Here is a 23,187-nt window from a genome sequence, read left to right on the forward strand (position 1 = left end):
AGGTGCAAAAGGTTTGTAGTAATATCAAATCACCCATATTTATTGCACCAGAGGTGCAAAACAAGACATTTAGCAGGTCCGATTTTTATGGGTAAACTTAAATCTGCGAGAGACCCTGAGGGGACGGAAATTCTGATTCAGACAATCTTAATTTTGCGATTGATTAGATTCTGTTAATTCCCAAATTCTGTAAATTCTGATTCAGACAATCTCCTGCTTAAAAACATGGTGTAAAACCTTGCCCCGCAGTTCATCGGGCAAAAAGGGTTTCATTACAATATCATCAAAGCCGTTTTTAAAGGCATCTTCCTCTACATCTTTGGGCAGGTTGGCCGTGAGGGCTATAATTGGGATATGCACACCATTTAGCCGCATGCGTTTGGTGGCTTCGTAACCATCCATAACGGGCATCTGCAAATCCATCAGCACCAGTCGGTGTTTGTTGGTATCCAGCATATCCAGGGCTTCCTGGCCGTTGGTTGCTACGTTGGTAGTGGCCCCCCATCGTTTTAAATAAGTTTGGGCAACCAGCACGTTCATGGGGTTATCATCAACCAGTAAAATATCGATGCCGTTAAGCAGCTTATCGGCATCGTCGGTTTTTGTCTTAACCTCGGCCGGTGCGGTTTTACGGGCAACTTTTTCGAATGTTTTAACGAAGTAAAATATCGAACCCACACCTTCTTCGCTGATGAGCTGCAGGGCGCTGTTTTGCAGTTCGAGGATTTTTTTGCTGATGGCGAGGCCTAAACCTGTACCCCCAAAGCTGCGGGAAATAGACGAATCGGCCTGGGTAAAGCGCTCGAAGATCAGCTTTTGTTTACCGCGGGGGATGCCTATGCCTGTGTCCTTCACAAATATCATTAAGGTGGCCGATGTTTCCGTCTGCTCCTTTACCTCGATACCCAGCACCACTTCGCCGCTGGGTGTAAATTTGATAGCGTTGTGTACCAGATTGGTAACCACCTGCGAAATACGGGTTGGGTCGCCCAGAACTTTGTGCTGCAGTTTTTTATCCAGATCGAGCCTTAAACCAATGCCCTTATCATGGGCCGTGGTTTGCAAACCGCCTACCACGTTGCGGGCAATGGCGGCAAGGTCCATTTCAATATGTTCGAAAGTGATTTTACCCGCCTCTATCTTGTTGTAATCCAGCACATCGTTTACGATAGCCAGCAGGTTATTGGCCGAAAACAGCATTACGTCGAGGTGCTCCACCTGGTCGGGCCTCGGATTACTTTTAAGCAGCAGGTGACTCATACCGATAACCGAGTTTAACGGTGTGCGGATTTCATGGCTCATGGTACTTAAAAACTCGCTTTTAACTTTTAACCCCTGCTCGGCATCGGCCCGTGCCTTTTTTAATACGAAAGATACCCTGTGCGCCAGCACCAGGGATTGTAAAAAGAAGAAAGTTAGATACCCTAAAAAACTAACTAATTGTAATGGCGGGATCAGAGCCCAGTAATGGAACAGCGAGATACCAAATACCGTCATCAAAGCAAATGCACTCCACAAAGCATATACCGAGCCCGGCCTTTCATTGCGCCAGGCCTGCGAGTACACGTATGGAATATATACAAGGCAAAACAACATTACGCCCAAAAAGGGATTAACCAGTTGGGTAAAGATCCAGGCGGGTAATACCAATGAGGCTAAGGCAAACAAAACGCAGATACCGTTAATAACATCCACAATGCGCTTGTTTACATCAAGCGGGTACAGGTGCCGGGTGTATAAACCAAACAGACCTATCCCCAAAAACAGGCTCATGTATTCTATGCGGGCGGTTACATACCAGTTAATATTGGGCAGCAGGCTGTGCAGCACATAATTATCTGTGCCGATGATGCGATAACTGTAAACCAGCGAAAACAGGGCAAACAGCAGGATTGCCTTATCCCGGCTGCCCAGCAAATACAAACCCAGGAAAAACAAACCGCCCATAATTAAACAGCCGGTAAGCAGCAAATCAATCCCCTCGGCGCGGTGACGGGCGAGCGCAATGGTATCCCGCGGTCCTATAAACATCGGTTTGCTGATGCCACCCTTGCTGTGTACAAAGTTGGCTATTTGCAGCGTAAGCCTGATGGTATCGGCATTGGCAGGCAAATCAACAGCTTTATATTCCCAGTGCGGTACAAAACCGGTTTCGGAGGTGCTGATCTGTCCGTTGGATGCCATTTCCTTATTATTAACAAACAGGCGGTAGGCACAGTATACATCGGGCATGGAAATGCGCAGGTCATGGCTGCGCGGAGGAAGTAAAATAGTGAGCCGGTAAGTTGCGTAGCCGTAGGCCGGCAGCTCCTGCCCCTTCCATTTAAAGCCATTCCACTTAAAGGGGAACTCAACCAGCAGGCGGTTTTTAATGCCGGCGGTATCATTGGGATTAACAAACTGGTTCCAGTAAAATTGCCAGTACCCGCGAAGTTCAATTTTGTTATCAACAGGATGGTCGCGCAGGTCCAGCACACCGTGTACCGCTGCTACATAGTTGGTAGCCCTGGCAGGTTTGGTAAACACGCCCGGCAGCATAAACAGCAAAATACAAACAAGCCACCTGATTTTCATCGCTTAAATAAAACACCAGCAAATTTAATTGATGGTATTAGGATTTTACCTATGTGCAAATGCTTTGCCAAAAAGCAGCAGCATTTTATGCAGTTTTTATTATTAAGGTGTGAATATAACAACCCTGCAGAATATATTTAATTATTTAGTTGGAGTTAATGGTTGATATAAACAATAGGTTAATTTCACGTACAGCTTAAATAGTTTCAGTTAACCTACGGATCCTGATGCGGTTAAACTGCTGCAATAAAATGGGACAGCAATTATAAATGATATTGCAGATCATGATGACTGCAGCGATAATATATCGACCATCCAACAAAGCAGCTACGGTACTAAACAGGAAAAACAGCAGGCACATGAAATGAAAGCGCTCATACATAGCGATGGTTTTAAGATACATAGCGGGATTGTTTTTTTGAGGGATAGCCGTATAACCGGGTTTATTTTTGCGGGAGATGCGGTTTGCAATATCGCCATGCTGAACAAACCTGCGGATAAACCGCACGCCTAAACGTTGATACAACCGGGTGCTATTGCTTAGCTGAAGCTTGCCCAGTATTTTTTGCGGTAGCAAGGCCGGAATAAAACTAAGAGCGATAAAAATGTAGAAACCGGGAGATAATCCCGCTGAAACCCAATACACCACAACGCCGGCAAAACAAAGTATCGTCCAAAAAAAATTAATGAATTGGTTCATGGCAATACGGTACTTTTATCGAATATCTGCTATTGGCGGTCTGTTTTTACAACAGGCAGCCAAAATTTATCAGGAATAAATCATAAAAAGCTAATAAATAGCCTATTAAATAATTTATATAAAGTTTTTATAGCAAAGTGTTCCACTTTTAAAAACGGGGGTGTTCCAGTTTTCATTTCCAATTTTCACAAACAGCTGATTATCAATACCAAAGTGTTCCAGTTTTAATTTCGGGCTCTTTTGACATTTTACAACACACTGATTATCAGATGTTCCATTTTTACAATTTACTCAAAGTGTTCCACCTTTAAAAATGGAACACTTTGGAATAACGGGATTAATTAACACCCTTTACATTCATTTTAAAGGTATACACTGCCTTGGATGCCGTGATAAACAAGGTATCCATATTCTTCCCGCCGAAGCAGATATTGGCCGTCCAGGGTTCATCGATATCGATGTGGCCTATTTTTTCCCCTTTTGGATTAACAATGGTTACGCCTTTGCCGCACATGTAAATATTGCCTTGCTGATCGATAGTCATGCCATCGCATCCCATGGCAATAAACAAAATGCGGTTGGTTAATGAGCCGTCTTTGTTAATATCAAAGCGGTAGGTTTTGTTATCGCCGATATCGGCTACGTAAAGGTTTTTACCATCCGGAGTACCGATAATACCATTGGGCTTAACAAACTTATCATCAACCATCACAGCCGGGCCTTTGCCTTTGGGCAGGTAATACAGTTTCATACCGTCCAGCTCGGGTTGTTTGCGTGTCCAGTAATCGCGCTGGTAATAGGGGTCGGTAATATAAATGCCGCCATCAGGGCGTACCCAAACATCATTGGGCCCGTTAAACTTATGGCCCTCATAATCTTTAAGCAATACGGTCACCTTACCTTTAGGGCTGATTGACCATAGCTGGTCATCGGCATCGGCACAGCTAATCAGGTTGCCCTTTTTATCAAAATACATCCCGTTTGAGCGGCCTGCACTATCCAGGAATACCGAGAGTTTACCTTCGGTATCATACTTCCAGATTTTGTTATTGGGTTGATCGGTAAAAAACACATTACCTTTTTTATCAACAGCCGGGCCTTCGGTAAATGAAAATTGCTTGGCTACCAGTTGTGCTTTGGTGCCTGCATCGTAAAGGCCGGTTTCGGTTTGTGCCGATAGCTTGCCGGTAAGCGCAGATAACACCAATATAATTGCAGAAAGTTTTTTCATGGTTGGTACAGGTTTTATTTGGTTTCGCTAAAGTAGCCTATTTTTAAAACCATTTATTTTATCGGGGTAAAATATTTGATACAGGTAGTGGTTTTGTATGGTGGATAACTTACGGCGATAACTGTGCAGCTTATCAAATATTTGATAAAAAAGATTGATAAAAACGCTACTTTTGCACCTTTATTAAAATACCGTACATCACATGAGTATTGCATTATCCGAACAGGAAATTTTTCGTCGCAAATCTTTACAGGAATTACGTGCACTGGGTATTAACCCATACCCTGCCGAAGCTTTTAATGTTAACGCCTGGGCTCAGGACATTGCCGATAATTTTAAGGATAAACCCGAGGCCTACCAGGATGTTGTAATTGCCGGCCGCATCATGACCCGCCGCATTATGGGTAACGCATCATTTGCCGAAATACAGGATTCAACCGGCCGGGTACAGATTTATCTGAAAAGAGATGAAATTTGCCCCGGTGAGGACAAAACGTTATATAACACCGTATTTAGAAAACTGCTTGATATTGGCGATTATGTTGGTATTAAAGGCTACGTATTCACCACGCAAACCGGCGAGATCTCAGTTCACGTACGTGAACTGATTGTGCTTTCAAAATCACTGAAACCGCTTCCGGTTGTTAAACGCGAAGACGACGGTACCATCCATGATGGCTTTACCGATCCTGAACTGCGTTACCGCCAGCGTTACGTTGATTTAACTGTTAACCCGGCATACAAACAAATCTTCGTTAACCGCTCAAAAGTGATCAGCGCTATGCGTAATTACTTTAACGCGCAAGGCTGGATGGAGGTTGAAACCCCTATTTTGCAGGCTGTGCATGGCGGAGCTGCGGCACGCCCATTTGCTACACACCACAACACGCTTGATATGCCGCTGTTTTTGCGTATCGCTAACGAGTTGTACCTGAAAAGACTTATCGTAGCCGGTTTTGATGGCGTGTACGAGTTTGGTAAAATGTTCCGTAACGAGGGCATGGACCGCACCCACAACCCCGAGTTTACCGCCATGGAAATTTATGTAGCCTACAAAGACTACATTTGGATGATGGCCATGGTTGAGGAATGTTTGGAAACAGTAGCCCGTGCCGTACATGGCATCCCGGTTGTACAGGTTGGCAACAACGAGATCAACTTTGCAGGCCCGTACGAAAAACTATCTATGTATGATTCCATCCTGAAATATACCGGTATCGATGTATCGGCCATGGACGAAGCAGGCTTACGCAACGTTTGTGCCGAACTGAAAATAGAAGTAAACCCAAGCATGGGTAAAGGGAAACTGATCGACGAGATTTTCAGCGCCAAGGTTGAGCACCACCTCATCCAGCCTACCTATATTACTGATTACCCTATTGAAATGACCCCGCTTGCCAAAAAACATCGTACCAAAGACGGCCTGGTGGAACGTTTTGAGCTTTTTGTAAACGGTAAAGAGATTGCCAATGCCTACTCGGAACTGAACGATCCTATCGATCAGCGTGAGCGTTTGGAAGAGCAGCTGATACTGGCTGGCCGCGGCGACGATGAGGCTATGGCTATGGACGATGATTTTTTACGCGCCCTTGAATACGGCATGCCGCCAACATCAGGCTTAGGTATCGGTATAGACCGACTGGTGATGCTGATGACTAACCAAAGCACTATCCAGGAAGTATTATTCTTCCCGCAAATGCGCCCTGAGAAAAAAGCGAAAGTGGCCAGTACTGATGATTTTGTGAACATTGGCGTACCTGCCGAATGGGTGCAGGTGTTAAATAAAATGGGCTTTAATACCGTTGAGGAACTGAAAGCAGCCAACCCTAACAAAGTATTTAACGATTTGGGCGGGATGCGCAAAAAATTAAAACTGGATATTACCATGCCTACCAAAGATGAGGTAATGGCCTGGTTTGCATAAAATTAATATTGCCTTAATTTTTAATATCCATTTTTTGTGATATTTTTACGATAGAGAACAAACAGCGGCGGAAATTAACTTGCCGTTGTTTGTTTTTACCCTAATCGTATCACATTGATGAATTTAAGCCCTTTTGCCCCGTCATCAAAACGGGATTCTATTTTAAACCCGGCCTTAATACAAGGCAATCCACATTTACGCATCAGTTTTTCGGGAGATGAAGAAACGCCTGCCACCCAGGAAGAACCTTCAGCAAACCAACAGGAACAACCTGCAGAGGCTCCTCCCAAAGACTCGGTATGTGCGCTCTGTAAAACAGATTTTGGCAGCCCCTTAAAAAAGCTTGGGGTTTACCCTATTTGTACCGAATGTAATGCCGACCTGGAAAAAAAGATTTTCCCCACCTGGGTAAAATTCTTTTTAGGCGGCCTGGTGGCGCTTGTTGTTTTCTCCCTATTCTGGAACTGGCGCTTTTTTGAAAGTTTTAACAGCATGAACGCAGCCAACCGGCAATTTGCCAAAGCAGATTATTCCGGTGCTTATGTTTTGATGGATAAAGCAGCAAAAAAAGTACCCGAAAACCGCGATATAGCCGAGATTGCTGCCTATTTTCACGCCATTGAACTTTTATCAAAAGACAAATCAGAAGCAGCATTGGCCGAGCTTGATAAGTGCGCCGATATTGATTCTGCATTCCACATCAGCACATTAAAACTTACTGCCCAATTGGGTGCTACCTTTGATAAAAAGGATTACGCCGGCTTTTTAAAAACATCAAAAATAGTTTTAGATCAGGATTCTACCTCGTCGCAATCCTGGGCGGGCGTCGCTTCGGCCTATGCCTGCTTGTATGCCCAAAACGGGCAGGATTCGCTGAAACAGTTGGCTCTGCAATATCTTCATAAATCGCACGCCATTGATGACACCAGTGCTGCGGCCAAAGAATATACCGGCCGCATCCTTTACCGTATAGATAGCAAGCAAATTATTGATATTGACGAATACACTAAAAAATTCCCTAAAGGTTACACTTCTTCTACAACAAAATAATTATGTTTTTTATTCCAGGTATTGTAATAGCTATTGCCACATTTCCAGGCGTTATTGTTCATGAGTTTGCCCACCTGCTTTTTTGCAGGCTGCGTAAAGTGGCTGTTTTTGAGGTGTGTTATTTCAGGTTTGCCAATCCATTGGGTTATGTAATTCACGAAAACACCACCAACTTTTATACTACATTCCTGATAAGTATGGGGCCGTTTTTTGTAAATACACTTTTATGTTTACTGATCTGCATTCCCGCTTACATGCCGATCAGCTTTTTTGAGGTAGAGCATCCGCTGTCATATTTTTTAATGTGGCTTGGAATTTCTATTGGCATGCACGCCATCCCATCCAACCAGGATGCAAATAATTTATATGAGCAGGCTAAAACAGAGGCCAAAAGCGGTAACGTGCTGGCAATCATCTCCTTTCCAATTACCGGCCTTATATATTTATTTAATATATTACGTATTGTTTGGGCCGATTTATTTTATGGAATAGCCATTGGGGTTGGCTTACCATCGCTTATTTTCAAGTCATAATTAGTCTCGGTAACAATTTGTTAACAAAATCATAAAAAAAGGAAAACTTTTATTTTTAAGTTATTCTTTATTATTGTATAATACAACTCATACGCATTATGACTAACTCAATATTAGAGATAACCGAAAACGAATACCTGATCAAATTAAACAGGAATAATTTTAACCTGTCGTTCATCAGGAGTTTACTGAAACTTGTTGAAGTAGCCAATCCCTCTGAAGGTCCGGAATATTCATCATATACTGACAGCTACGTTCAACCATACCAAAATCACTCTGCAACGCCTGATTATTTCAGCGCTATTGAAGAAAAATAAAAGGGACGCGGTTTTCGCGTCCCTTTTATTTTTTTAATCTTTTTCTTTTTTGTTCTGTTTAAAACTGGCGGTAACCACCCCTAACTACCTGCTGTTTATCCATTTGCGCCATCTGGCCTTTCATCATTTTAATTTGCTCGGTAAGCAATTTGTTCTTATCATCTTTTGATGCTTCTGATAATAAACGCGTTGCTTCACGTTTATCACGCTTGGCCATCGCTATACCTGCAAGGCTTAATTTTGCCAATGCCGTGTTGTGCGACATTTTCATACCCAGCGATAATGCTTTCTTATAATATTTCTCTGCCTTTAAAGGCGCCTTGCGCGACTCGATCAAACCGATTAACAGGTTATAATAACCGTGTTGGCTTTTATATAACTGTTTTTCATAATCGGTTATTTTCAATAACCACTCTTCGGCTTTAGCCGAATCTTCCTTACGCAGAAAATACTGCGCAATGATCATATTCTCGTTAAAGAAGAAGCTGAGCAGGATGATACCGCCCAAAAACAAAACTAAAATGCCCCAACCCCAAAAACCAAATGCACACAGTGCAATTGCAGCACCCATCACCACACAGGCAATAACTAACCGAACAATGTTTGACATAATTTGTGATACTATATATTAGCACAAATATCTGTTTATTTGTACGCTTAACCAACATCTATATCAATATTTATGGCGATTGCATTACCACCATCATGGCTTGAGGTTTTAGAACAGGAATTTGATAAACCTTACATGGTAAAACTGCGGGATTTTTTAAAAAGCGAGCGCGAATCGGGCCAGGTTGTTTACCCTAAAAACGCCGACATATTCAACGCATTCAACACAACCCATTTTGAGGATGTTAAGGTGGTGATATTAGGGCAGGATCCTTATCACGGCGCTCACCAGGCGCATGGCTTATCCTTTTCGGTACAAAAGGGCATTGCTATCCCCCGTTCGTTAATGAATATTTATAAAGAGCTGCAAAGCGATATCCCCGGCTTTATACCACCCTCACACGGCAATCTCGAAGAGTGGGCCAAACAAGGTGTACTATTGCTAAATGCCACGCTAACGGTACGGGCAAGCACCCCGGGTTCACATCAAAAACGAGGTTGGGAAGAGTTTACCGACCATGTGATCAAAACCATCTCAGATAAAAAAGAAGCAATCGTATTTATACTGTGGGGGGCCTTTGCCCAATCAAAAGCGGTACTGATCGATGAAAAGAAACATTTCATCATCCGCTCGCCCCACCCATCGCCCTTCTCGGCCGATCGTGGCTTTTTTGGCAGCAAACCTTTCTCAAAAACCAATGAGATCTTGAAAAAAGAAGGAAAGCAGCCAATTGACTGGCAAATACATTAAGAAGATAGATAAGACAAAGTAGAGTCATAACAACAAGAGTCAAGAGGCAAGAATCAAGACGACAAGAATCAGGAACCAAGATTTGAAATGCCTGAAAATAACAAGAGTCAAGAAAAAAGGAAAAATATTAATTCCTCTTTCTTGACTCTTGATTCTAACAGTCTTGACGCTCTTCTAATACTCCAGCGGCACTATCGGCTCCTTTTTACTGGTCGACATGATCATCATGGTTTGGAATGTTTTCACCACGGTAATGCGGCTGATTTTTTCCATGATCAGTTGTTCGTATGATTTGATGTCGCGCACGTAAACTTTCAGTAAAAAATCACACTGCCCGGTTACGTGGTGACACTCGGTAACTTCTTTAATGGTTTTAATTTCATCCAAAAAAGTTTGGATAGTATTCTTTTGGTGAAAATCGAGCGAGATCTGGATAAAGGTTTTGATACCCAGGCCTAACTTTTCTTCATCAACTAAAGCATGATAGCTTTTTATGTATTCGGCGTTCTCAAGTTTACGCACGCGCTCGAGCGTCGGAGCCGGTGAAAGCCCTATCTCGTTGGATAGCTGGAGGTTGGTTATCCTTCCGTTTTCCTGTAAAATCTTGAGTATCTGTAGGTCTATTTTATCTAATTCAGCAGCCATAGTGTACGCAAATATAATATTTTCCCTGCTTTACAAAATTTAATTTTTCGTGAAAGTAATTAAGCAGAAACATATTTCTTAACGTTGAAATTTTTAGATTAGTCTAAATTTTTTATTAGATTTGTTTAAATGAATACTTTAGCCGAGGAAAACTACTTAAAAGCCATTTACCATCTCACTGTAAATGACGGCAATGCAAGCACCAACAGCATTGCATCCTCGCTAAATACCAAAGCATCGTCGGTTACAGATATGTTTAAAAAACTTGCCGAAAAAGCTTTGATTAACTACATACCCTACCAGGGTGTAAGCCTTACGCCATCGGGAGAGAAAATAGCTTTGGGTATTATCCGTAAACACAGGTTGTGGGAATATTTTTTGGTAGAGAAATTAAATTTTAAATGGGATGAAGTGCATGATCTTGCCGAAGAGATGGAACATATCTCATCGCAGGAGTTAATTGACCGGCTCGACCGGTTTATGGGCTACCCGAAACACGACCCGCACGGCGATCCTATCCCCGACTGCAATGGTAATTTCAGTAATGATGAATTAAAACTTGTTTCGGCGGTAACGATCAATCAAACCGGTATTATCTCGGCCGTGCGCGATCACAGCCCATCGTTTTTGCAATACCTCGATAAGCAGGAACTTACGATAGGCTGCAGGATAACAGTAGTTGATATTATTGATTACGATCATTCGATAACACTTCAATTGAATAACAAAAAAATACAGATCAGCCGCGAAGTGGCTAATAACCTATTAATAACAAATGAACAACACTCATAACGAATCATTAGGGAATGTACACGGCTCGGTAACTACCGAAAACAAAACGGGCTGGCGCAAACTATTGGCTTTTTTAGGCCCGGCCTACCTCGTAAGCGTTGGCTATATGGATCCCGGTAACTGGGCTACTGATATTGCGGGCGGCAGCGCTTTTGGGTATAAACTGATCTGGGTACTTTTTGTATCTAACATGATTGCCTTGTTACTGCAATCGCTGGCGGCGCGGTTGGGCATTGTGCGCGGGCTTGATTTGGCGCAAGCATCAAAAAATGCTTATCCGCGCTTTGTTAATTTCTGGCTGTATATCCTGGCTCAGATAGCCATCGTTGCCTGCGATCTGGCCGAGATTATCGGTATGGCTATCGGCTTAAAACTTTTATTTCACCTGCCATTAATCTGGGGGGTATCGCTCACCATTACCGATACTGTGCTGATGCTTTACCTGATGAATAAAGGCATGCGCAAACTGGAAGGCTTTATCATTTCGATGATATTTATAGTAGGCCTGTCGTTTTTGGTGGAGATGTTTATTGTGCACCCGGATGCAGCGGAAGTTGCCAAAGGTTTTATTCCGGGCAATTTGTTTAAGGGCGATAAAATAAGCCAGCAGATGCTATATATCGCGATAGGAATTATCGGCGCCACGGTGATGCCGCATAACCTGTACCTGCACTCATCGTTAGTGCAAACCCGTAAAATTACCCGTACCGAAGACGGCTTTCGCTCGGCCATAAAATTTAACCTGTTTGATACGGTTATTGCGCTTAACCTGGCATTTTTTGTTAATGCCGCCATACTGATATTAGCCGCCAGCGCCTTTTTCAGAAATGGGTACTTTGAAGTGGCCGAAATACAGGATGCCTATAAATTATTAGAACATATTTTTGGCGCTATAGCCCCTACTTTGTTCGCCATAGCACTGATAGCATCGGGCCAAAGCTCAACCATTACCGGTACCCTGGCAGGGCAGATCATTATGGAAGGCCATATCAACCTGCGTATCGAGCCCTGGCTGCGCCGCCTGCTCACCCGGCTGCTGGCTATTGTACCTGCGGTATTCACCATTCTTTACTATGGTGAAGATGGCTTAGGTAAGCTTTTGATATTAAGCCAGGTGGTTTTAAGCCTGCAATTGGGCTTTGCTGTTATCCCGTTGATTCATTTTACATCCGACAGGAAAAGGATGGGCAAATTTGCCATCAATAGTTTAACACTTGTTTTATCATGGGCAAGCGCATTATTAATTGTGGCCCTAAACGCCAAACTGGTTTATGAACAAATTGGCGATTGGATAAGCGAAACATCGTCGCCGGTGCTGATCTACACTATTGTGGTACCGATTGTTATTGGAATAGGCCTCTTACTTGTTTATGTGTTTTTGAGGCCATTGTTATTTAAACATTACGACCGGCCAGCTTACGTACCGCACGGTATAGCCAACGCCATTACCGAGCTTGATGCTATAACCTATAATCATATTGGCATTACCATCGATTTTTCGAGCAACGATACCGAATGTTTGCGCCATGCCATTATGCAGGGAGGTAAAACCGCCACTTATACGCTCATACACGTGGTGGAGACGGCGGGCGCCAGGTATTATGGCGGCCAGGTAATGGATAATGAAACACAGGTAGATTTTGACAACCTTGACAAATATGTATGCGCCTTAAAAAACCTTGGCTATGCAGCTGATGGCCAGATTGGCTACGGCAACCCGGCCAGCGCCATTGCCGAAATTGTAAAAAAGGAAGGTGTAGATTTTATTGTAATGGGCTCGCACGGGCACAAGGCTTTAAAAGATCTGATATTCGGTACTACTGTAAACTCGGTAAGGCATAAGGTAAACATACCGGTATTGGTGGTGAAGCCACAATCAAACTAATTTTGTAAATTTGTGGTTCGAATAAATTATGAGCCAGGATAACATCTACATAAAAAATAAAAAAGCATACTTTGAGTACCATATACTTGATAAGTACACCGCGGGCATTCAGTTGCTTGGTACCGAGATCAAGTCGATACGCCAGGGTAAAGCCAATATTAACGACGCCTTTTGTACATTCATCAACAACCAGTTGTATGTACGCAACCTGCATATTTCTGAATACTCGTTCGGCTCATTCTATAACCACGAAGCCAAGCGCGACAGGATCCTTTTACTCAATAAAAAAGAGCTTAAAAAACTTCAAACCCGTGGCGAAGAAAAAGGGTTAACAATAGTTCCGCTTGCCTTGTTCATTAGTGAGCGTGGATTTGCCAAACTGGAGATTGGCTTAGCCCAGGGTAAAAAGACCTACGATAAACGCGAAACCATGAAAGAGCGCGACACGAAGATTGAACTGGATAGGGTGATGAAAAGGTAATTTTGATTTCGGATTTGGGAATGGGGATTTCGGATTTAAAAAATCAAAATAAATCCGAAATCAAAAAAACAAATCCGAAATCGAACATCCGAAATCCGAAATCACACTACCACGCCTTATCCCCTACCAGCGGTACAAATCTAAAAGTATCCAACACTATCTTCTCATAATCGTTCTCGCCAACCTTTAATATCGTAACCATTTTTTGGGTTTCTTCATCTCCTACAGGGATTACGAGGATGCCGCCTATATTTAATTGCTTTAATAATACTTCGGGCACTGTGGGCGCGCCGGCTGTTACGATGATCTTATCATACGGAGCGTGTTCGGCTTTGCCAATTGAGCCATCGCCTAAAAAAAAGTGCGCGTTGTAGCCCATTTCATTGGGCAATACAAATTTAGTGCGATGGTATAGTTTTTCCTGCCTTTCGATAGTATAAACCGTTGCGCCAAGCTCCAACAGGATGCAGGTTTGATAACCTGATCCAGTACCAATCTCCAATACTTTATCTCCTTTCCGGATATGAAGCAGTTCGGTTTGATAGGCTACCGTATAAGGCTGGGATATGGTTTGTCCCTCGCCTATCGGGAAGGCAATATCCCTGTAAGCCTGGTTCCAGAAAGTTTCATCAAAAAAGCAATGACGTTTTACTTTGCCAATGGCCTCCAGCACATGCTCATCGCCTATTCCTTTTTTTCTTAAAACATCAACCAGTCTTTTCCGGGCGCCTTGTTCGCGGTAATTATCAATATACTTGTAAGCCATTTTCAAAGGCAAAGTTAATACGATTTTCGGCATCATCCGCCCTGTACAGTGCTTTTAAACCTTCCGGCCGTTTATGTGCTTCATTCATAAAAAATTAAAATCAGGAAGATGACGTCGATAATGATCGATAAACAAGGCGACAACTTTCAGCTTAGTCCATTAAAAAAAAACGCCGGACTGTTAATCCGGCGTTCATATCACTTAAAGTTAAATTTTAAAACTCTCTTGAGCTATCCCATCTTTCCAGGTAATCGGCTACACGGCGTACAAATGATCCGCCTAAAGCGCCGTCAACCACCCTGTGATCGTAGGAGAGCGAAAGGAACATCATGTGGCGTATAGCTATCATGTCACCTTCTTTGGTTTCAATTACCGCCGGTTTTTTCTTGATGGCACCTACAGCCAAAATGGCAACCTGTGGCTGATTGATGATTGGCGTACCCATCACGTTACCAAACGATCCTACGTTGGTGATGGTGAAAGTGCCTTCTTTAACATCATCAGGCAGCAATTTGCCGATACGGGCACGGCCGGCCAGGTCATTAACGGCCTTGGTTAAGCCTACAAGGTTTAGTTCATCAGCCTTTTTAATAACCGGTACTATCAGGTTACCGTTTGGCAATGCTGTGGCCATGCTTATGTTGATAGCAGCTTTTTTAATGATCTGCGTGCCGTTAACGGTTACGTTGATCATCGGGAAATCTTTAATAGCCTTAACTACCGCTTCAATAAATATCGGGGTAAAGGTTATTTTTTCGCCTTCGCGTTTTTCAAAGCTGTTTTTTACTTTTTCGCGCCATAGTACCAGGTTGGTTACATCGGCCTCAACAAATGAAGTTACGTGCGGCGATGTTTGCTTGCTCATCACCATGTGCTCGGCAATAAGGCGGCGCATCCTGTCCATTTCAATAATCTCATCTGCGCCGGAAGTTGAGGTAGCAACCGGAGCCGGTGCAGGCTTGCTTTCAGGTGCAGGAGCTTCTTCGGTTTTTGCCTGAGCGGGTTCAGCAGCATCCTCAGAGGCTGTTGGCTGAACAGGCTCAGAACTATTGGCAGCCGGCTGGGCTTCTTCAGTAACAACTTCCTGTTGTTCAATGCTATCAACCACGCCGGGCTGAGCAGATGATGGCAGTACAGCTTCTGTATGCGGGATAACCGTTTCTATTGACGGAGGGCTCGATACGTCTACCGGCGGCGGATTAAAGGCTTCAACGGGCTGCGATACATCTGGTGTAGAAGCAACCTGCGAGGTTTTATTTTGCAGGTAATTTAACAGGTCGTCCTTGGTTAAACGCCCGTCCGAACCGGTTCCCGGGATATGGTCAAGTTCGTCTGTACTGATCCCTTCCTGGGTAGCAATATTGCGCACCAATGGCGAATAAAAACGCCCTTCTGCTTTAAAAACAGGAGCAGTTGGTGCAGGCCGCTGTTCCAGTTGATCAACTCCTGGTATGTTATACAAGTTTTCAGGCTGTAACTCCAGCTCAGGCTGATCTTTTATATCTGTAAAAGGTACTGATTCGTGATATAAAGTTCCGTTGCCGTTAGCATGATAAGGTTCGTCGGCAACAGGAGTTTCCGGTTGCGCAGGTAAAGGTGGCGGAGTGTCGGGCTCATAGGTTTCAATAACTGCAATAACGGCACCAACCTGCACTACATCGTTTTCCTGATACAGTTGTTCAACTAATTTACCAGCGACAGGCGAGGGTACATCAGAGTCAACCTTATCGGTTGCAATCTCCATTACCGCTTCATCAGCATCAACCTTATCTCCGGGGTTTTTAAGCCATTTAATAACAGTTGCTTCTGCAACGCTCTCCCCCATTTTTGGCAACAATAGTTGGTATTTAGCCATACGTAGAATATAGTTTGACCCCAAATTTATAGATTTTCGCCGTTACTTTTCAATTTCTGCAAGTAAAGTATTCAACATTGATAACGCCATTATAGCGCTCCTTTCAATGTTTTGACGGCGTTTACCACCAAATGTGTATTTCTTTATCGTGGTTTTTTGTTTGGCTGCAACTGCAATCCACACAGTGCCAACGGGTTTATCTTCGGTGCCTCCGCCGGGGCCTGCAACACCCGTAATTGCCACCGCCAAATCCGATTTAAAATTCAGCAACGCACCCTCCACCATTTCTTTTACAGTTTCTTCGCTAACGGCTCCATGTTGCCACAGGGTTTCGTTACGTACACCCAATATGCTCTCTTTTAGTTCGTACGAGTACGACACCGCGCCACCTAAAAACACATGCGATGAGCCGGGGTGCTGGGTAAATAAATGCGACAAATAACCGCCTGTGCAACTCTCGGCAACTGATAGGGTAAGGCCACGGCTTTCCATCATATCAAGTATCGCCTTCTCAAGCGGAATATCTTCGTCAATAACAAATGGTGCGCCTATGCGCTCAATAAACCTTGCAGCAAAGCGATCAACATCCGCCTGTAACGCGGCCTCATCCTCGCCAAATGCACTTAAACGTAAACGTACCTGGCCCAGTTTTGGCAAATAGGCCAGTTTAATATTTGATGGCAGGTCGTTTTCAATATCGGCAATCCGCTCGGCTAAAAATGATTCTCCCTCGCCTACCGTAAGCAAGGTTTTATGTATGATAACCGGTAACTTAAGCGTAGCTTTTATTTTAGGGATAACCTGCCCCTCCATCATATACATCATCTCGAAGGGTACTCCCGGCATCGACATATAGATTACCCCATTGTGATTAAACCACATGCCCGGCGCGGTACCATTGTGATTAAGCACCACCTCGCAATTAGCGGGCACCAGTGCCTGCTGCTTATTAATCTCCAATAGCGGACGGTTGTATTTGGCAAAAATGCGTTCAACATTGGCAAGGGCATCCTTGCTTTCCACAAGCTCAACGCCAAAATATTCGGCTAAGGTTTTTTTGGTGATATCATCCTTTGTAGGGCCTAATCCACCGGTAATAAAAATAACATTGGCACGGCCGGCAGCTTCTGACAAGGCTTTCAGGATGTGCTCCCGATCATCACTTACCGACGAGATCTGTTTCACCCGTAAACCTATTTTATTCAGTTCGGTAGCCATCCAGGCCGAGTTGGTATCAACTATTTGTCCTATCAATATCTCGTCGCCAATGGTAATTATTTCTGCCAGCATTTTTATTTAGTAAAAGGTTGATTGTGGGTTGTAATCGCTTCGTTTGCTCAGTTTCAGATCCTGCAGGATAGATGCCTTTACCTTTAAAGTTACGTTATACATCTTATACACACCAAACGGAATCCACTGAAAAGCGAGGTCCCAGCAGTGCAGATCTCGGTAAATGGAAAACGAGGTGGCACTTGCAAATTTGGCCGCCTTAATGTCATAGGTGGTAGTGGCCTGGATCTTCCATTTTTGGGTAAGATTTACATCGCCCGACATCTGGAGCGTATTGGTGGTGTTTTTGTTATTCAGATAATTTTGATAGCTGAAACTATAGTTTAATGACAGGTTCCATGGTACATTAAAATCAACGTAAGCGTTAGGATCGCTGTTCACCAGCGCCAGCCTTTGTGCCTGGCTGGTGTTCATTGTAGCGATGGTATTAAGTGCGGCGTTGCCTGGTGCAGCTTTGGTTGAATTTAAGCTCCCTCCCATCGAGATATTAAGGCCCGTTAAGGTAGGAAACTTGCCGTCCTGCCAGGCGTACCTGTTAACATACCTGCTGGTACGCACAATTTGCCCGTTGGCTATCGAATCGCTCACACTGATCACATACGGGCTGAACACGCCCGAAAAGCTGATACTTAGCTTTTGATTAAAGATAGCCGTATGCCCCGAAAACGAGATATCAGACAGCTTCATCGAATCGGCAGCAAAATTGTAAAAAGTTGAAAACGATAAACCCTGTAAAATAGTGATCTTTTTATCGGTACCGGTAGTGTCTGAGCTTTTTGCCTTTACCTTAGCCTCAATGGTATTATCGACAGAAAGGTTCAAACCTGCCTGCTTGCCGGCCGAAGGCCCGCCATAAACGCCGTTTTGAAATATCGAATACTTTTGATAACTGTAAGGATATGGTATGGTTGCCTGGCTTACAGCTGTTTTATAATACCCAAAGCTTGGATCACTAAAATCAGGACGATAGCTAAAGCTGATAGATGGCGTAGCCACATGCCTGATGGCTTTCAGGTTACCGTGTTTAAAGTTAACCGTTCCGTATAGCTTGGTAGAAAAACCGGTACTAACGCTGTATTCGCCTGCGCGCTTAAAACCGGGTATGGTATCGATAACCAACTGATTTGAGCCCGAGATACTTCCCCGCTCAAACCGCTCATTAATGCTTTGAAAATACCAGCGCTCGGTATAGTTAACACTGCTGTTAAACTGAAAATATTTAAGCACGTTTAAGCCTAAACTTACAGGAATAGTATGCTGAAAACCGTTTTGCAGCCTTTTTGACAAAGTTTCGCTTTTAAATAATTCAGACTCGGGCACGGCATTCACCTTGTTGGTTCCCACCAGGTTGTAGCTTAAGGTAATTTTCTGATACCATTTTTGTTCGCCAACCCTGTCTTTCGAGTCGAAAGGATTGATTGACGACATACCGAAGGCAATTGTAGGTAACTCGATACTCACCGTTTTACGGGCAATATCCTGGCTGTGTGAAATACCTACACTTAAGTTAAACGGCGTACCGGCCCAGGTTTTGCCATACGAGATACTTGATCGCAAGCTGCTTTGCGCAATAGAGTTAACGTTATAATTACTTGCCGAAGGCGTATTCCTGAAAAAGCCCGACGTACCTGCATCAACCGATGCACTGAATGTTGAACCCGGATTAGCATTGGCATCCTGCACATGCGACCAGTAGATGTGTGCGTCCTTTGTAGCCGGATCGCCCTCCAGGCCATAATTATGCGACCCGAAACTTAGGGTAACGTTACCTGTATATTTATAACGTTTTAAGTACCGGGCAGTGCTGCTTAACTCGTACGATCCTTTTGAGTAAATAGTACCCGTGGTGGTTAAATCGAGGTAATCATTAATACCGATATAATATCCAAAGCCTTTCAAGTAAAAACCCAGCGTATTATCCTCGCCAAAAGTAGGTAAGATCACGCCAGAAGTACGGGTGTCCGGCTTTGGGAAAAAGCCGAACGGAATAGCAAGCGGCAAAGGTACGCCCTCAATTTCAAGGTAGGCTGGCCCGGATATAATCCGCTTTTTTTCGCCGATGCCCCTGGTAATTACTATACCGAAGTGCGTATCGGGATAAGGCAAATCGCAGGTACTGTAAATTACGTTTCGGTAAGCTACCTCATCATCATTCAGCTTTTTTGCCTGGCCGCCCGATATAAAATTGCCGTCCTGCTCGGACGCCGGGTTATAAATTTTTACCTTTTTGGTTTCGTAGTTAAAAAACAGTGAGTCGGCAGCTACGGGCTTATCTGTTTTTTGTTTGAGGATTGGCCGGCCGCCCAGGTAACGGTGGCTAACAGGATCTATTTTACCGCGTGCAAATACAACGTGATTGTTTCTGTCAACCCGGATATAATCGGCATCCAGTTCAAAATCCTCGTAAGTTACGCGGGCCTTTCCGTATAGGTGAAGAATGTTATGATCGTTATCGGCATGGGTCGAATCTTCGGCGGTTGCCTTCACTTCCGATTCCAGGCCGCCATTCTTCTTTTTCTTCGTGGTATCATTGGCAGGTAAAGAATTTACCGGCTTACCATTGCGTAGTGGCGTAATTGAGCCCGATTGTTTACCTTTAAGAAGTTTCTTATCACGAAGCGAATCAAGTTTGATAATGGTATCTGCTACCGGCTTTCTGCCATAGTTGTAATTTAAATGTATCCGCGCATGCACAGGTACGTTTACTATTAATATAATTGCAAGCAGAAAAAAGAAGGTTGTGGATTTCAAAATTGATTATGAATAGTATTTTTGCAGATATAGTTAACAGCGTTCAAAAATAATGAAAAATAAGGCATTGAAAAGATTGATTTATAGTTTGTGTGTATTGCCGGGTTTCCTTTCATTTTTTCCTCTTAATTCATTTGGTGCCATTACTGGTACTGTAGGTTCATTAAACCTGAAAGATACTGTAGTAGCCGCCAACGGTTTCAAAATAAAAACAGTTATTATCGATCCCGGGCACGGCGGTAAACCATCAAGTAATGTGGGGCATTATTCGCACGGTGCATCAGGCTCATATTCATCAGAAAGGAATGTAACGCTGGCTATCGCGTTTAAATTGCAGGCCGCTATAGAAAAAGAATTAACCGGTGTGAAAGCCGTTATGACCCGTACCACCGAAGATGATGTTTCGTTTGAGCGCCGGGCCGAAATAGCCAACGAAAACAAGGGACAGATTTTTATATCCATACACTGCAACTCGCTTTCAGACAGGGTTGTGCACGAGCGCGTGGGCACTAAGCGCCATAAACCGGTATACCGCTCTGTCCGCGTGCCAGATCGTTCGGGCAAAGGCGTGCTGATGCTGGTTTATGGTTTACACCGTACCCGCGAAGAGGAAAAAGCCATTCAAAACAACCAGGTTGGCGAAGAAACAGAACTTGACGGCGGCGCGCTGGATCCCAATGATCCAACTACCATCATTTTAACAAACGAGTATAAGCGCAAATTCCGCCAGCAGAGTATTAAACTGGCTACCCTGATAAACGGCGAACTTACAGATACCGACGGCCGCCGCAGCGAGGGCATCCGCGAGCAGGGTATTTACGTACTTTGCCATAGTGCGATGCCATCGGTACTGGTTGAAACAGGCTATATCAATAATCCCGACGATGAGAAATACCTCAACTCGGAAGAAGGACAAAACGAAATTGTAGCCTCTATTGTACGGGCCCTGTCAACCTATAAAAAAGATATGGAGCAGGTTTCGCAGTAATTTAGCGCTGTAAACTGTTACATAGCATATAAATATAACGTACATACAAAACATATAAGCCTGTTTACAGGTTATCAGACAAACATATACAACGGACAAACTCTACCGAATGAAAATCTCTAACGAAACCAAAATTGGCGCGCTTACGGCCATCGCAATTACAATACTAATATTAGGATACAGTTACTTACGCGGCAACGATGTATTCTCTGGTTCCAATAAATATTACGCCATTTATAACAGTGTTGACGGATTAGCGGTATCAAAGCCCGTACTTGTAAACGGTTACCAGATAGGCCGCATCTCGAAAATGGAATTACAACACGATGGCCGCACCGTTGTTGAGTTTAAAATTGATCCGGATGTTGTAGTGCCGAAAAACACCCTGGCCAAACTGGAGAGTACCGACTTGCTGGGTAGCAAAGCCATTGTTTTTCAGTTAGGCGATAGCAAGGCTCCGGCCGAAGATAAGGATACGCTTAAAGCCGATATCCAGGGCAGCCTGGCCGAAAGCCTGCAGCCAATCCAGAAAAAAGCCGAAATGCTGATCAGCAAGCTTGATTCGTCACTTTCGGCCGTAAACAAAATTCTGAACCCTAACTTCCAGAAAAATGTTGATCGTAGCTTTATGAGCATTGCTAACTCGCTGCAAACTTTGGAGGGTACAACCAGGAAAATTGATGCCCTGGTAGGTTCGCAAACCGGCCACATTAATGCCATATTAACCAATGCCGAAACAGTTTCGGGCAGTTTAAAAACAAGCACTGCACACCTGAACAGTATGACGGCTAACTTTGATAAAGTAAGTAACGATATCGCCGCTGCAAACCTGAAACAAACGCTGGATAACGCCAATAAAGCCATGGCCGATTTGCAGGCAACCATTGCCAAGATCAATGCCGGCCAGGGTTCGTTAGGCTTATTGTTAAACGATGACAAGATGTATAAAAACCTTACCGATGCATCAAACAACCTTAACAATCTGTTTATCGATTTAAAAGCCCATCCAAAACGTTATGTAAGCTTCTCTGTGTTTGGTGGTAAAAAGGATTAAGAAATCTCGGCTATAACAAAAAGCGCCATTGCTCGTATAGGGCAATGGCGCTTTTTGTATATTTTCTTTATCGATTACTCGATAGCAAAAGTTTTTCCTTCAATTGCCAGTTCAGTTGCCGGAAAAACGCTTTGAGCTTCATTCAGCAACTCATCAAGGGTGCGGTAACGGGCCGAGAAATGACCTATCAACAGTTTCTTTGAATTGGTTTTCAGGGCTATCTCTCCCGCCTGCAGGGCAGTGGTATGATGAGTGATCACGGCCCTGTCCAGCATATCGTTTAAAAAAGTAGCCTCGTGATATAAGAGGGTTGCATTACTAATTTGAGCGAAATAGCTTTCGTTATACATCGTATCCGAACAGTAAACATAGGTTTTAGGCTCGGCCGAATCGATGGTCAAATCCTCATTTTTGTAAACTACGCCGTTTTCGTCGGTATAGTCTCCGCCTTTTTTCAATATCGAATAGTAAGCAACCGAAATATTCAAACCTTCAATTTTTTCCTTGATCAGTTTACGTAAGCGTTTTTTCTCCTTAAACAAAAAACCGGTGCAGGCAATACGATGATCGAGCGGAATGGTTTCGATAATAACATCGCTGTTAACAATAACCACTGCGGCTCTTTCTGCATCTGTAAAAATATACTCCAGCGGAAATTGCAGCTCGGTTTCAGAATAGTGCAATTGCAGATCGATAATTTCTTTAAGTGGTGCTGGGCAAACCAGTATAACCGGCTTTTTGCGCCCGTTAAGATGCATGGATGATAATAAACCAACCAGGCCTAAGTAATGATCGCCGTGAAGATGACTGATGAGGATATGATCGATGCGGCTTGCTTTAATATCATAGCGAAGCATTTGCTGTTGTGTGCCCTCGCCGCAATCAATTAAATACAGGCGCTCATTAATATTGAGCACCTGTGAAGTGGGATTTCTGTTAAATATCGGCGTTGCCGAACTGCTGCCAAGTATTGTTACCTCAAATGTCATAA

General features: G+C 43.6%; 20 protein-coding genes. 10 read left to right on the forward strand and 10 right to left on the reverse strand.

Annotated features, from left to right (window positions below):
• Positions 1-201 precede the first annotated feature (201 nt).
• The 3 genes from HYN43_RS10640 to HYN43_RS10650 form a co-directional block, all read right to left on the reverse strand.
• The gene (locus tag HYN43_RS10640; RefSeq protein WP_119409329.1) at positions 202-2,574 is read right to left on the reverse strand and encodes a response regulator; all 2,373 of its coding nucleotides are present in this window, start codon (positions 2,572-2,574) and stop codon (positions 202-204) included.
• 196 nt (positions 2,575-2,770) lie between these two features.
• Positions 2,771-3,274 (reverse strand): glycosyl-4,4'-diaponeurosporenoate acyltransferase CrtO family protein, encoded by a 504-nt coding sequence (locus HYN43_RS10645; protein WP_119409330.1) that lies wholly within the window; start codon positions 3,272-3,274, stop codon positions 2,771-2,773.
• Between the two features lie 337 nt (positions 3,275-3,611).
• Positions 3,612-4,505 (reverse strand): SMP-30/gluconolactonase/LRE family protein, encoded by an 894-nt coding sequence (locus HYN43_RS10650; protein WP_119409331.1) that lies wholly within the window; start codon positions 4,503-4,505, stop codon positions 3,612-3,614.
• Between the two features lie 202 nt (positions 4,506-4,707).
• Here HYN43_RS10650 and lysS point away from each other — a divergent pair, with 202 nt between their 5' ends.
• The 4 genes from lysS to HYN43_RS10670 all read left to right on the forward strand — a co-directional run bounded on the left by lysS (position 4,708) and on the right by HYN43_RS10670 (position 8,329).
• Positions 4,708-6,429, forward strand: coding sequence for a lysine--tRNA ligase (gene lysS / locus HYN43_RS10655; protein ID WP_119409332.1), 1,722 nt, complete (start codon positions 4,708-4,710; stop codon positions 6,427-6,429).
• Positions 6,430-6,546: 117 nt separating this feature from the next.
• Complete coding sequence (locus HYN43_RS10660; RefSeq protein ID WP_119409333.1) at positions 6,547-7,479, forward strand: hypothetical protein; 933 nt, start codon at positions 6,547-6,549, stop codon at positions 7,477-7,479.
• 2 nt (positions 7,480-7,481) lie between these two features.
• Positions 7,482-8,012 carry a metalloprotease family protein gene (locus HYN43_RS10665; protein WP_119409334.1) on the forward strand — a complete coding sequence of 177 codons (531 nt, stop codon included), beginning with the start codon at positions 7,482-7,484 and terminating at the stop codon, positions 8,010-8,012.
• Positions 8,013-8,110: 98 nt separating this feature from the next.
• Positions 8,111-8,329, forward strand: a complete 219-nt coding sequence (locus tag HYN43_RS10670) for a hypothetical protein (protein ID WP_119409335.1) — start codon at positions 8,111-8,113, stop codon at positions 8,327-8,329.
• 58 nt (positions 8,330-8,387) lie between these two features.
• Here HYN43_RS10670 and HYN43_RS10675 read toward each other — a convergent pair whose 3' ends face one another.
• Positions 8,388-8,939, reverse strand: coding sequence for a tetratricopeptide repeat protein (locus HYN43_RS10675; protein WP_119409336.1), 552 nt, complete (start codon positions 8,937-8,939; stop codon positions 8,388-8,390).
• A 72-nt stretch (positions 8,940-9,011) separates the two neighbouring features.
• Between HYN43_RS10675 and ung the strand changes: the two genes are divergently transcribed.
• Positions 9,012-9,689 (forward strand): uracil-DNA glycosylase, encoded by a 678-nt coding sequence (ung, locus tag HYN43_RS10680; protein ID WP_119409337.1) that lies wholly within the window; start codon positions 9,012-9,014, stop codon positions 9,687-9,689.
• 174 nt (positions 9,690-9,863) lie between these two features.
• Here ung and HYN43_RS10685 read toward each other — a convergent pair whose 3' ends face one another.
• Positions 9,864-10,334 carry an Lrp/AsnC family transcriptional regulator gene (locus HYN43_RS10685; RefSeq protein ID WP_119409338.1) on the reverse strand — a complete coding sequence of 157 codons (471 nt, stop codon included), beginning with the start codon at positions 10,332-10,334 and terminating at the stop codon, positions 9,864-9,866.
• A gap of 129 nt (positions 10,335-10,463) precedes the next feature.
• Between HYN43_RS10685 and HYN43_RS10690 the strand changes: the two genes are divergently transcribed.
• Genes HYN43_RS10690 through smpB form a run of 3 tightly spaced genes read left to right on the forward strand, consistent with a single transcriptional unit; the run spans position 10,464 to position 13,492 of the window.
• The gene (locus HYN43_RS10690; protein ID WP_119409339.1) at positions 10,464-11,126 is read left to right on the forward strand and encodes a metal-dependent transcriptional regulator; all 663 of its coding nucleotides are present in this window, start codon (positions 10,464-10,466) and stop codon (positions 11,124-11,126) included.
• The gene (locus HYN43_RS10695) at positions 11,110-13,011 is read left to right on the forward strand and encodes an Nramp family divalent metal transporter (RefSeq protein WP_119409340.1); all 1,902 of its coding nucleotides are present in this window, start codon (positions 11,110-11,112) and stop codon (positions 13,009-13,011) included. Before HYN43_RS10690 ends, HYN43_RS10695 begins: the two co-directional genes overlap by 17 nt.
• 28 nt (positions 13,012-13,039) lie before the next feature.
• Positions 13,040-13,492, forward strand: a complete 453-nt coding sequence (gene smpB, locus HYN43_RS10700; protein WP_109608705.1) for an SsrA-binding protein SmpB — start codon at positions 13,040-13,042, stop codon at positions 13,490-13,492.
• Positions 13,493-13,598: 106 nt separating this feature from the next.
• Here smpB and HYN43_RS10705 read toward each other — a convergent pair whose 3' ends face one another.
• From HYN43_RS10705 to HYN43_RS10720, 4 genes are all read right to left on the reverse strand, one after another.
• Positions 13,599-14,258, reverse strand: a complete 660-nt coding sequence (locus HYN43_RS10705; protein WP_119409341.1) for a protein-L-isoaspartate(D-aspartate) O-methyltransferase — start codon at positions 14,256-14,258, stop codon at positions 13,599-13,601.
• Between the two features lie 214 nt (positions 14,259-14,472).
• Positions 14,473-16,113, reverse strand: a complete 1,641-nt coding sequence (locus HYN43_RS10710; protein WP_119409342.1) for a dihydrolipoamide acetyltransferase family protein — start codon at positions 16,111-16,113, stop codon at positions 14,473-14,475.
• A gap of 42 nt (positions 16,114-16,155) precedes the next feature.
• Entirely contained in the window at positions 16,156-17,403 is a 1,248-nt protein-coding gene (locus HYN43_RS10715; RefSeq protein ID WP_119409343.1) for a competence/damage-inducible protein A, read from the reverse strand.
• A gap of 6 nt (positions 17,404-17,409) precedes the next feature.
• Positions 17,410-20,154, reverse strand: coding sequence for a putative LPS assembly protein LptD (locus HYN43_RS10720; RefSeq protein ID WP_119409344.1), 2,745 nt, complete (start codon positions 20,152-20,154; stop codon positions 17,410-17,412).
• A 52-nt stretch (positions 20,155-20,206) separates the two neighbouring features.
• Here HYN43_RS10720 and HYN43_RS10725 point away from each other — a divergent pair, with 52 nt between their 5' ends.
• A complete protein-coding gene (locus HYN43_RS10725; protein WP_119409345.1) occupies positions 20,207-21,142 on the forward strand; it encodes an N-acetylmuramoyl-L-alanine amidase family protein in 936 nt (311 codons plus the stop codon).
• A 109-nt stretch (positions 21,143-21,251) separates the two neighbouring features.
• The gene (locus HYN43_RS10730) at positions 21,252-22,196 is read left to right on the forward strand and encodes an MlaD family protein (RefSeq protein ID WP_119409346.1); all 945 of its coding nucleotides are present in this window, start codon (positions 21,252-21,254) and stop codon (positions 22,194-22,196) included.
• A 74-nt stretch (positions 22,197-22,270) separates the two neighbouring features.
• Here HYN43_RS10730 and HYN43_RS10735 read toward each other — a convergent pair whose 3' ends face one another.
• Positions 22,271-23,185: a ribonuclease Z gene (locus tag HYN43_RS10735; protein WP_119409347.1), complete on the reverse strand. Its 915-nt coding sequence runs from the start codon at positions 23,183-23,185 to the stop codon at positions 22,271-22,273.
• Positions 23,186-23,187: the final 2 nt, after the last annotated feature.

The organism is Mucilaginibacter celer (assembly GCF_003576455.2).
GTDB classification, from domain to species: domain Bacteria; phylum Bacteroidota; class Bacteroidia; order Sphingobacteriales; family Sphingobacteriaceae; genus Mucilaginibacter; species Mucilaginibacter celer.

What these genes read in the sequence shown, in the direction of transcription:
- HYN43_RS10725 (WP_119409345.1), top strand. Translation starts at nt 20,207, where the DNA reads ATGAAAAATAAGGCATTGAAAAGATTGATTTATAGTTTGTGTGTATTG.
- HYN43_RS10685 (WP_119409338.1), bottom strand. Translation starts at nt 10,334, where the DNA reads ATGGCTGCTGAATTAGATAAAATAGACCTACAGATACTCAAGATTTTA.
- HYN43_RS10670 (WP_119409335.1), top strand. Translation starts at nt 8,111, where the DNA reads ATGACTAACTCAATATTAGAGATAACCGAAAACGAATACCTGATCAAA.
- HYN43_RS10735 (WP_119409347.1), bottom strand. Translation starts at nt 23,185, where the DNA reads ATGACATTTGAGGTAACAATACTTGGCAGCAGTTCGGCAACGCCGATA.
- HYN43_RS10640 (WP_119409329.1), bottom strand. Translation starts at nt 2,574, where the DNA reads ATGAAAATCAGGTGGCTTGTTTGTATTTTGCTGTTTATGCTGCCGGGC.
- HYN43_RS10715 (WP_119409343.1), bottom strand. Translation starts at nt 17,403, where the DNA reads ATGCTGGCAGAAATAATTACCATTGGCGACGAGATATTGATAGGACAA.
- HYN43_RS10705 (WP_119409341.1), bottom strand. Translation starts at nt 14,258, where the DNA reads ATGGCTTACAAGTATATTGATAATTACCGCGAACAAGGCGCCCGGAAA.
- HYN43_RS10665 (WP_119409334.1), top strand. Translation starts at nt 7,482, where the DNA reads ATGTTTTTTATTCCAGGTATTGTAATAGCTATTGCCACATTTCCAGGC.
- smpB (WP_109608705.1), top strand. Translation starts at nt 13,040, where the DNA reads ATGAGCCAGGATAACATCTACATAAAAAATAAAAAAGCATACTTTGAG.
- HYN43_RS10650 (WP_119409331.1), bottom strand. Translation starts at nt 4,505, where the DNA reads ATGAAAAAACTTTCTGCAATTATATTGGTGTTATCTGCGCTTACCGGC.
- HYN43_RS10695 (WP_119409340.1), top strand. Translation starts at nt 11,110, where the DNA reads ATGAACAACACTCATAACGAATCATTAGGGAATGTACACGGCTCGGTA.
- HYN43_RS10730 (WP_119409346.1), top strand. Translation starts at nt 21,252, where the DNA reads ATGAAAATCTCTAACGAAACCAAAATTGGCGCGCTTACGGCCATCGCA.
- HYN43_RS10660 (WP_119409333.1), top strand. Translation starts at nt 6,547, where the DNA reads ATGAATTTAAGCCCTTTTGCCCCGTCATCAAAACGGGATTCTATTTTA.
- lysS (WP_119409332.1), top strand. Translation starts at nt 4,708, where the DNA reads ATGAGTATTGCATTATCCGAACAGGAAATTTTTCGTCGCAAATCTTTA.
- ung (WP_119409337.1), top strand. Translation starts at nt 9,012, where the DNA reads ATGGCGATTGCATTACCACCATCATGGCTTGAGGTTTTAGAACAGGAA.
- HYN43_RS10645 (WP_119409330.1), bottom strand. Translation starts at nt 3,274, where the DNA reads ATGAACCAATTCATTAATTTTTTTTGGACGATACTTTGTTTTGCCGGC.
- HYN43_RS10675 (WP_119409336.1), bottom strand. Translation starts at nt 8,939, where the DNA reads ATGTCAAACATTGTTCGGTTAGTTATTGCCTGTGTGGTGATGGGTGCT.
- HYN43_RS10690 (WP_119409339.1), top strand. Translation starts at nt 10,464, where the DNA reads ATGAATACTTTAGCCGAGGAAAACTACTTAAAAGCCATTTACCATCTC.
- HYN43_RS10710 (WP_119409342.1), bottom strand. Translation starts at nt 16,113, where the DNA reads ATGGCTAAATACCAACTATTGTTGCCAAAAATGGGGGAGAGCGTTGCA.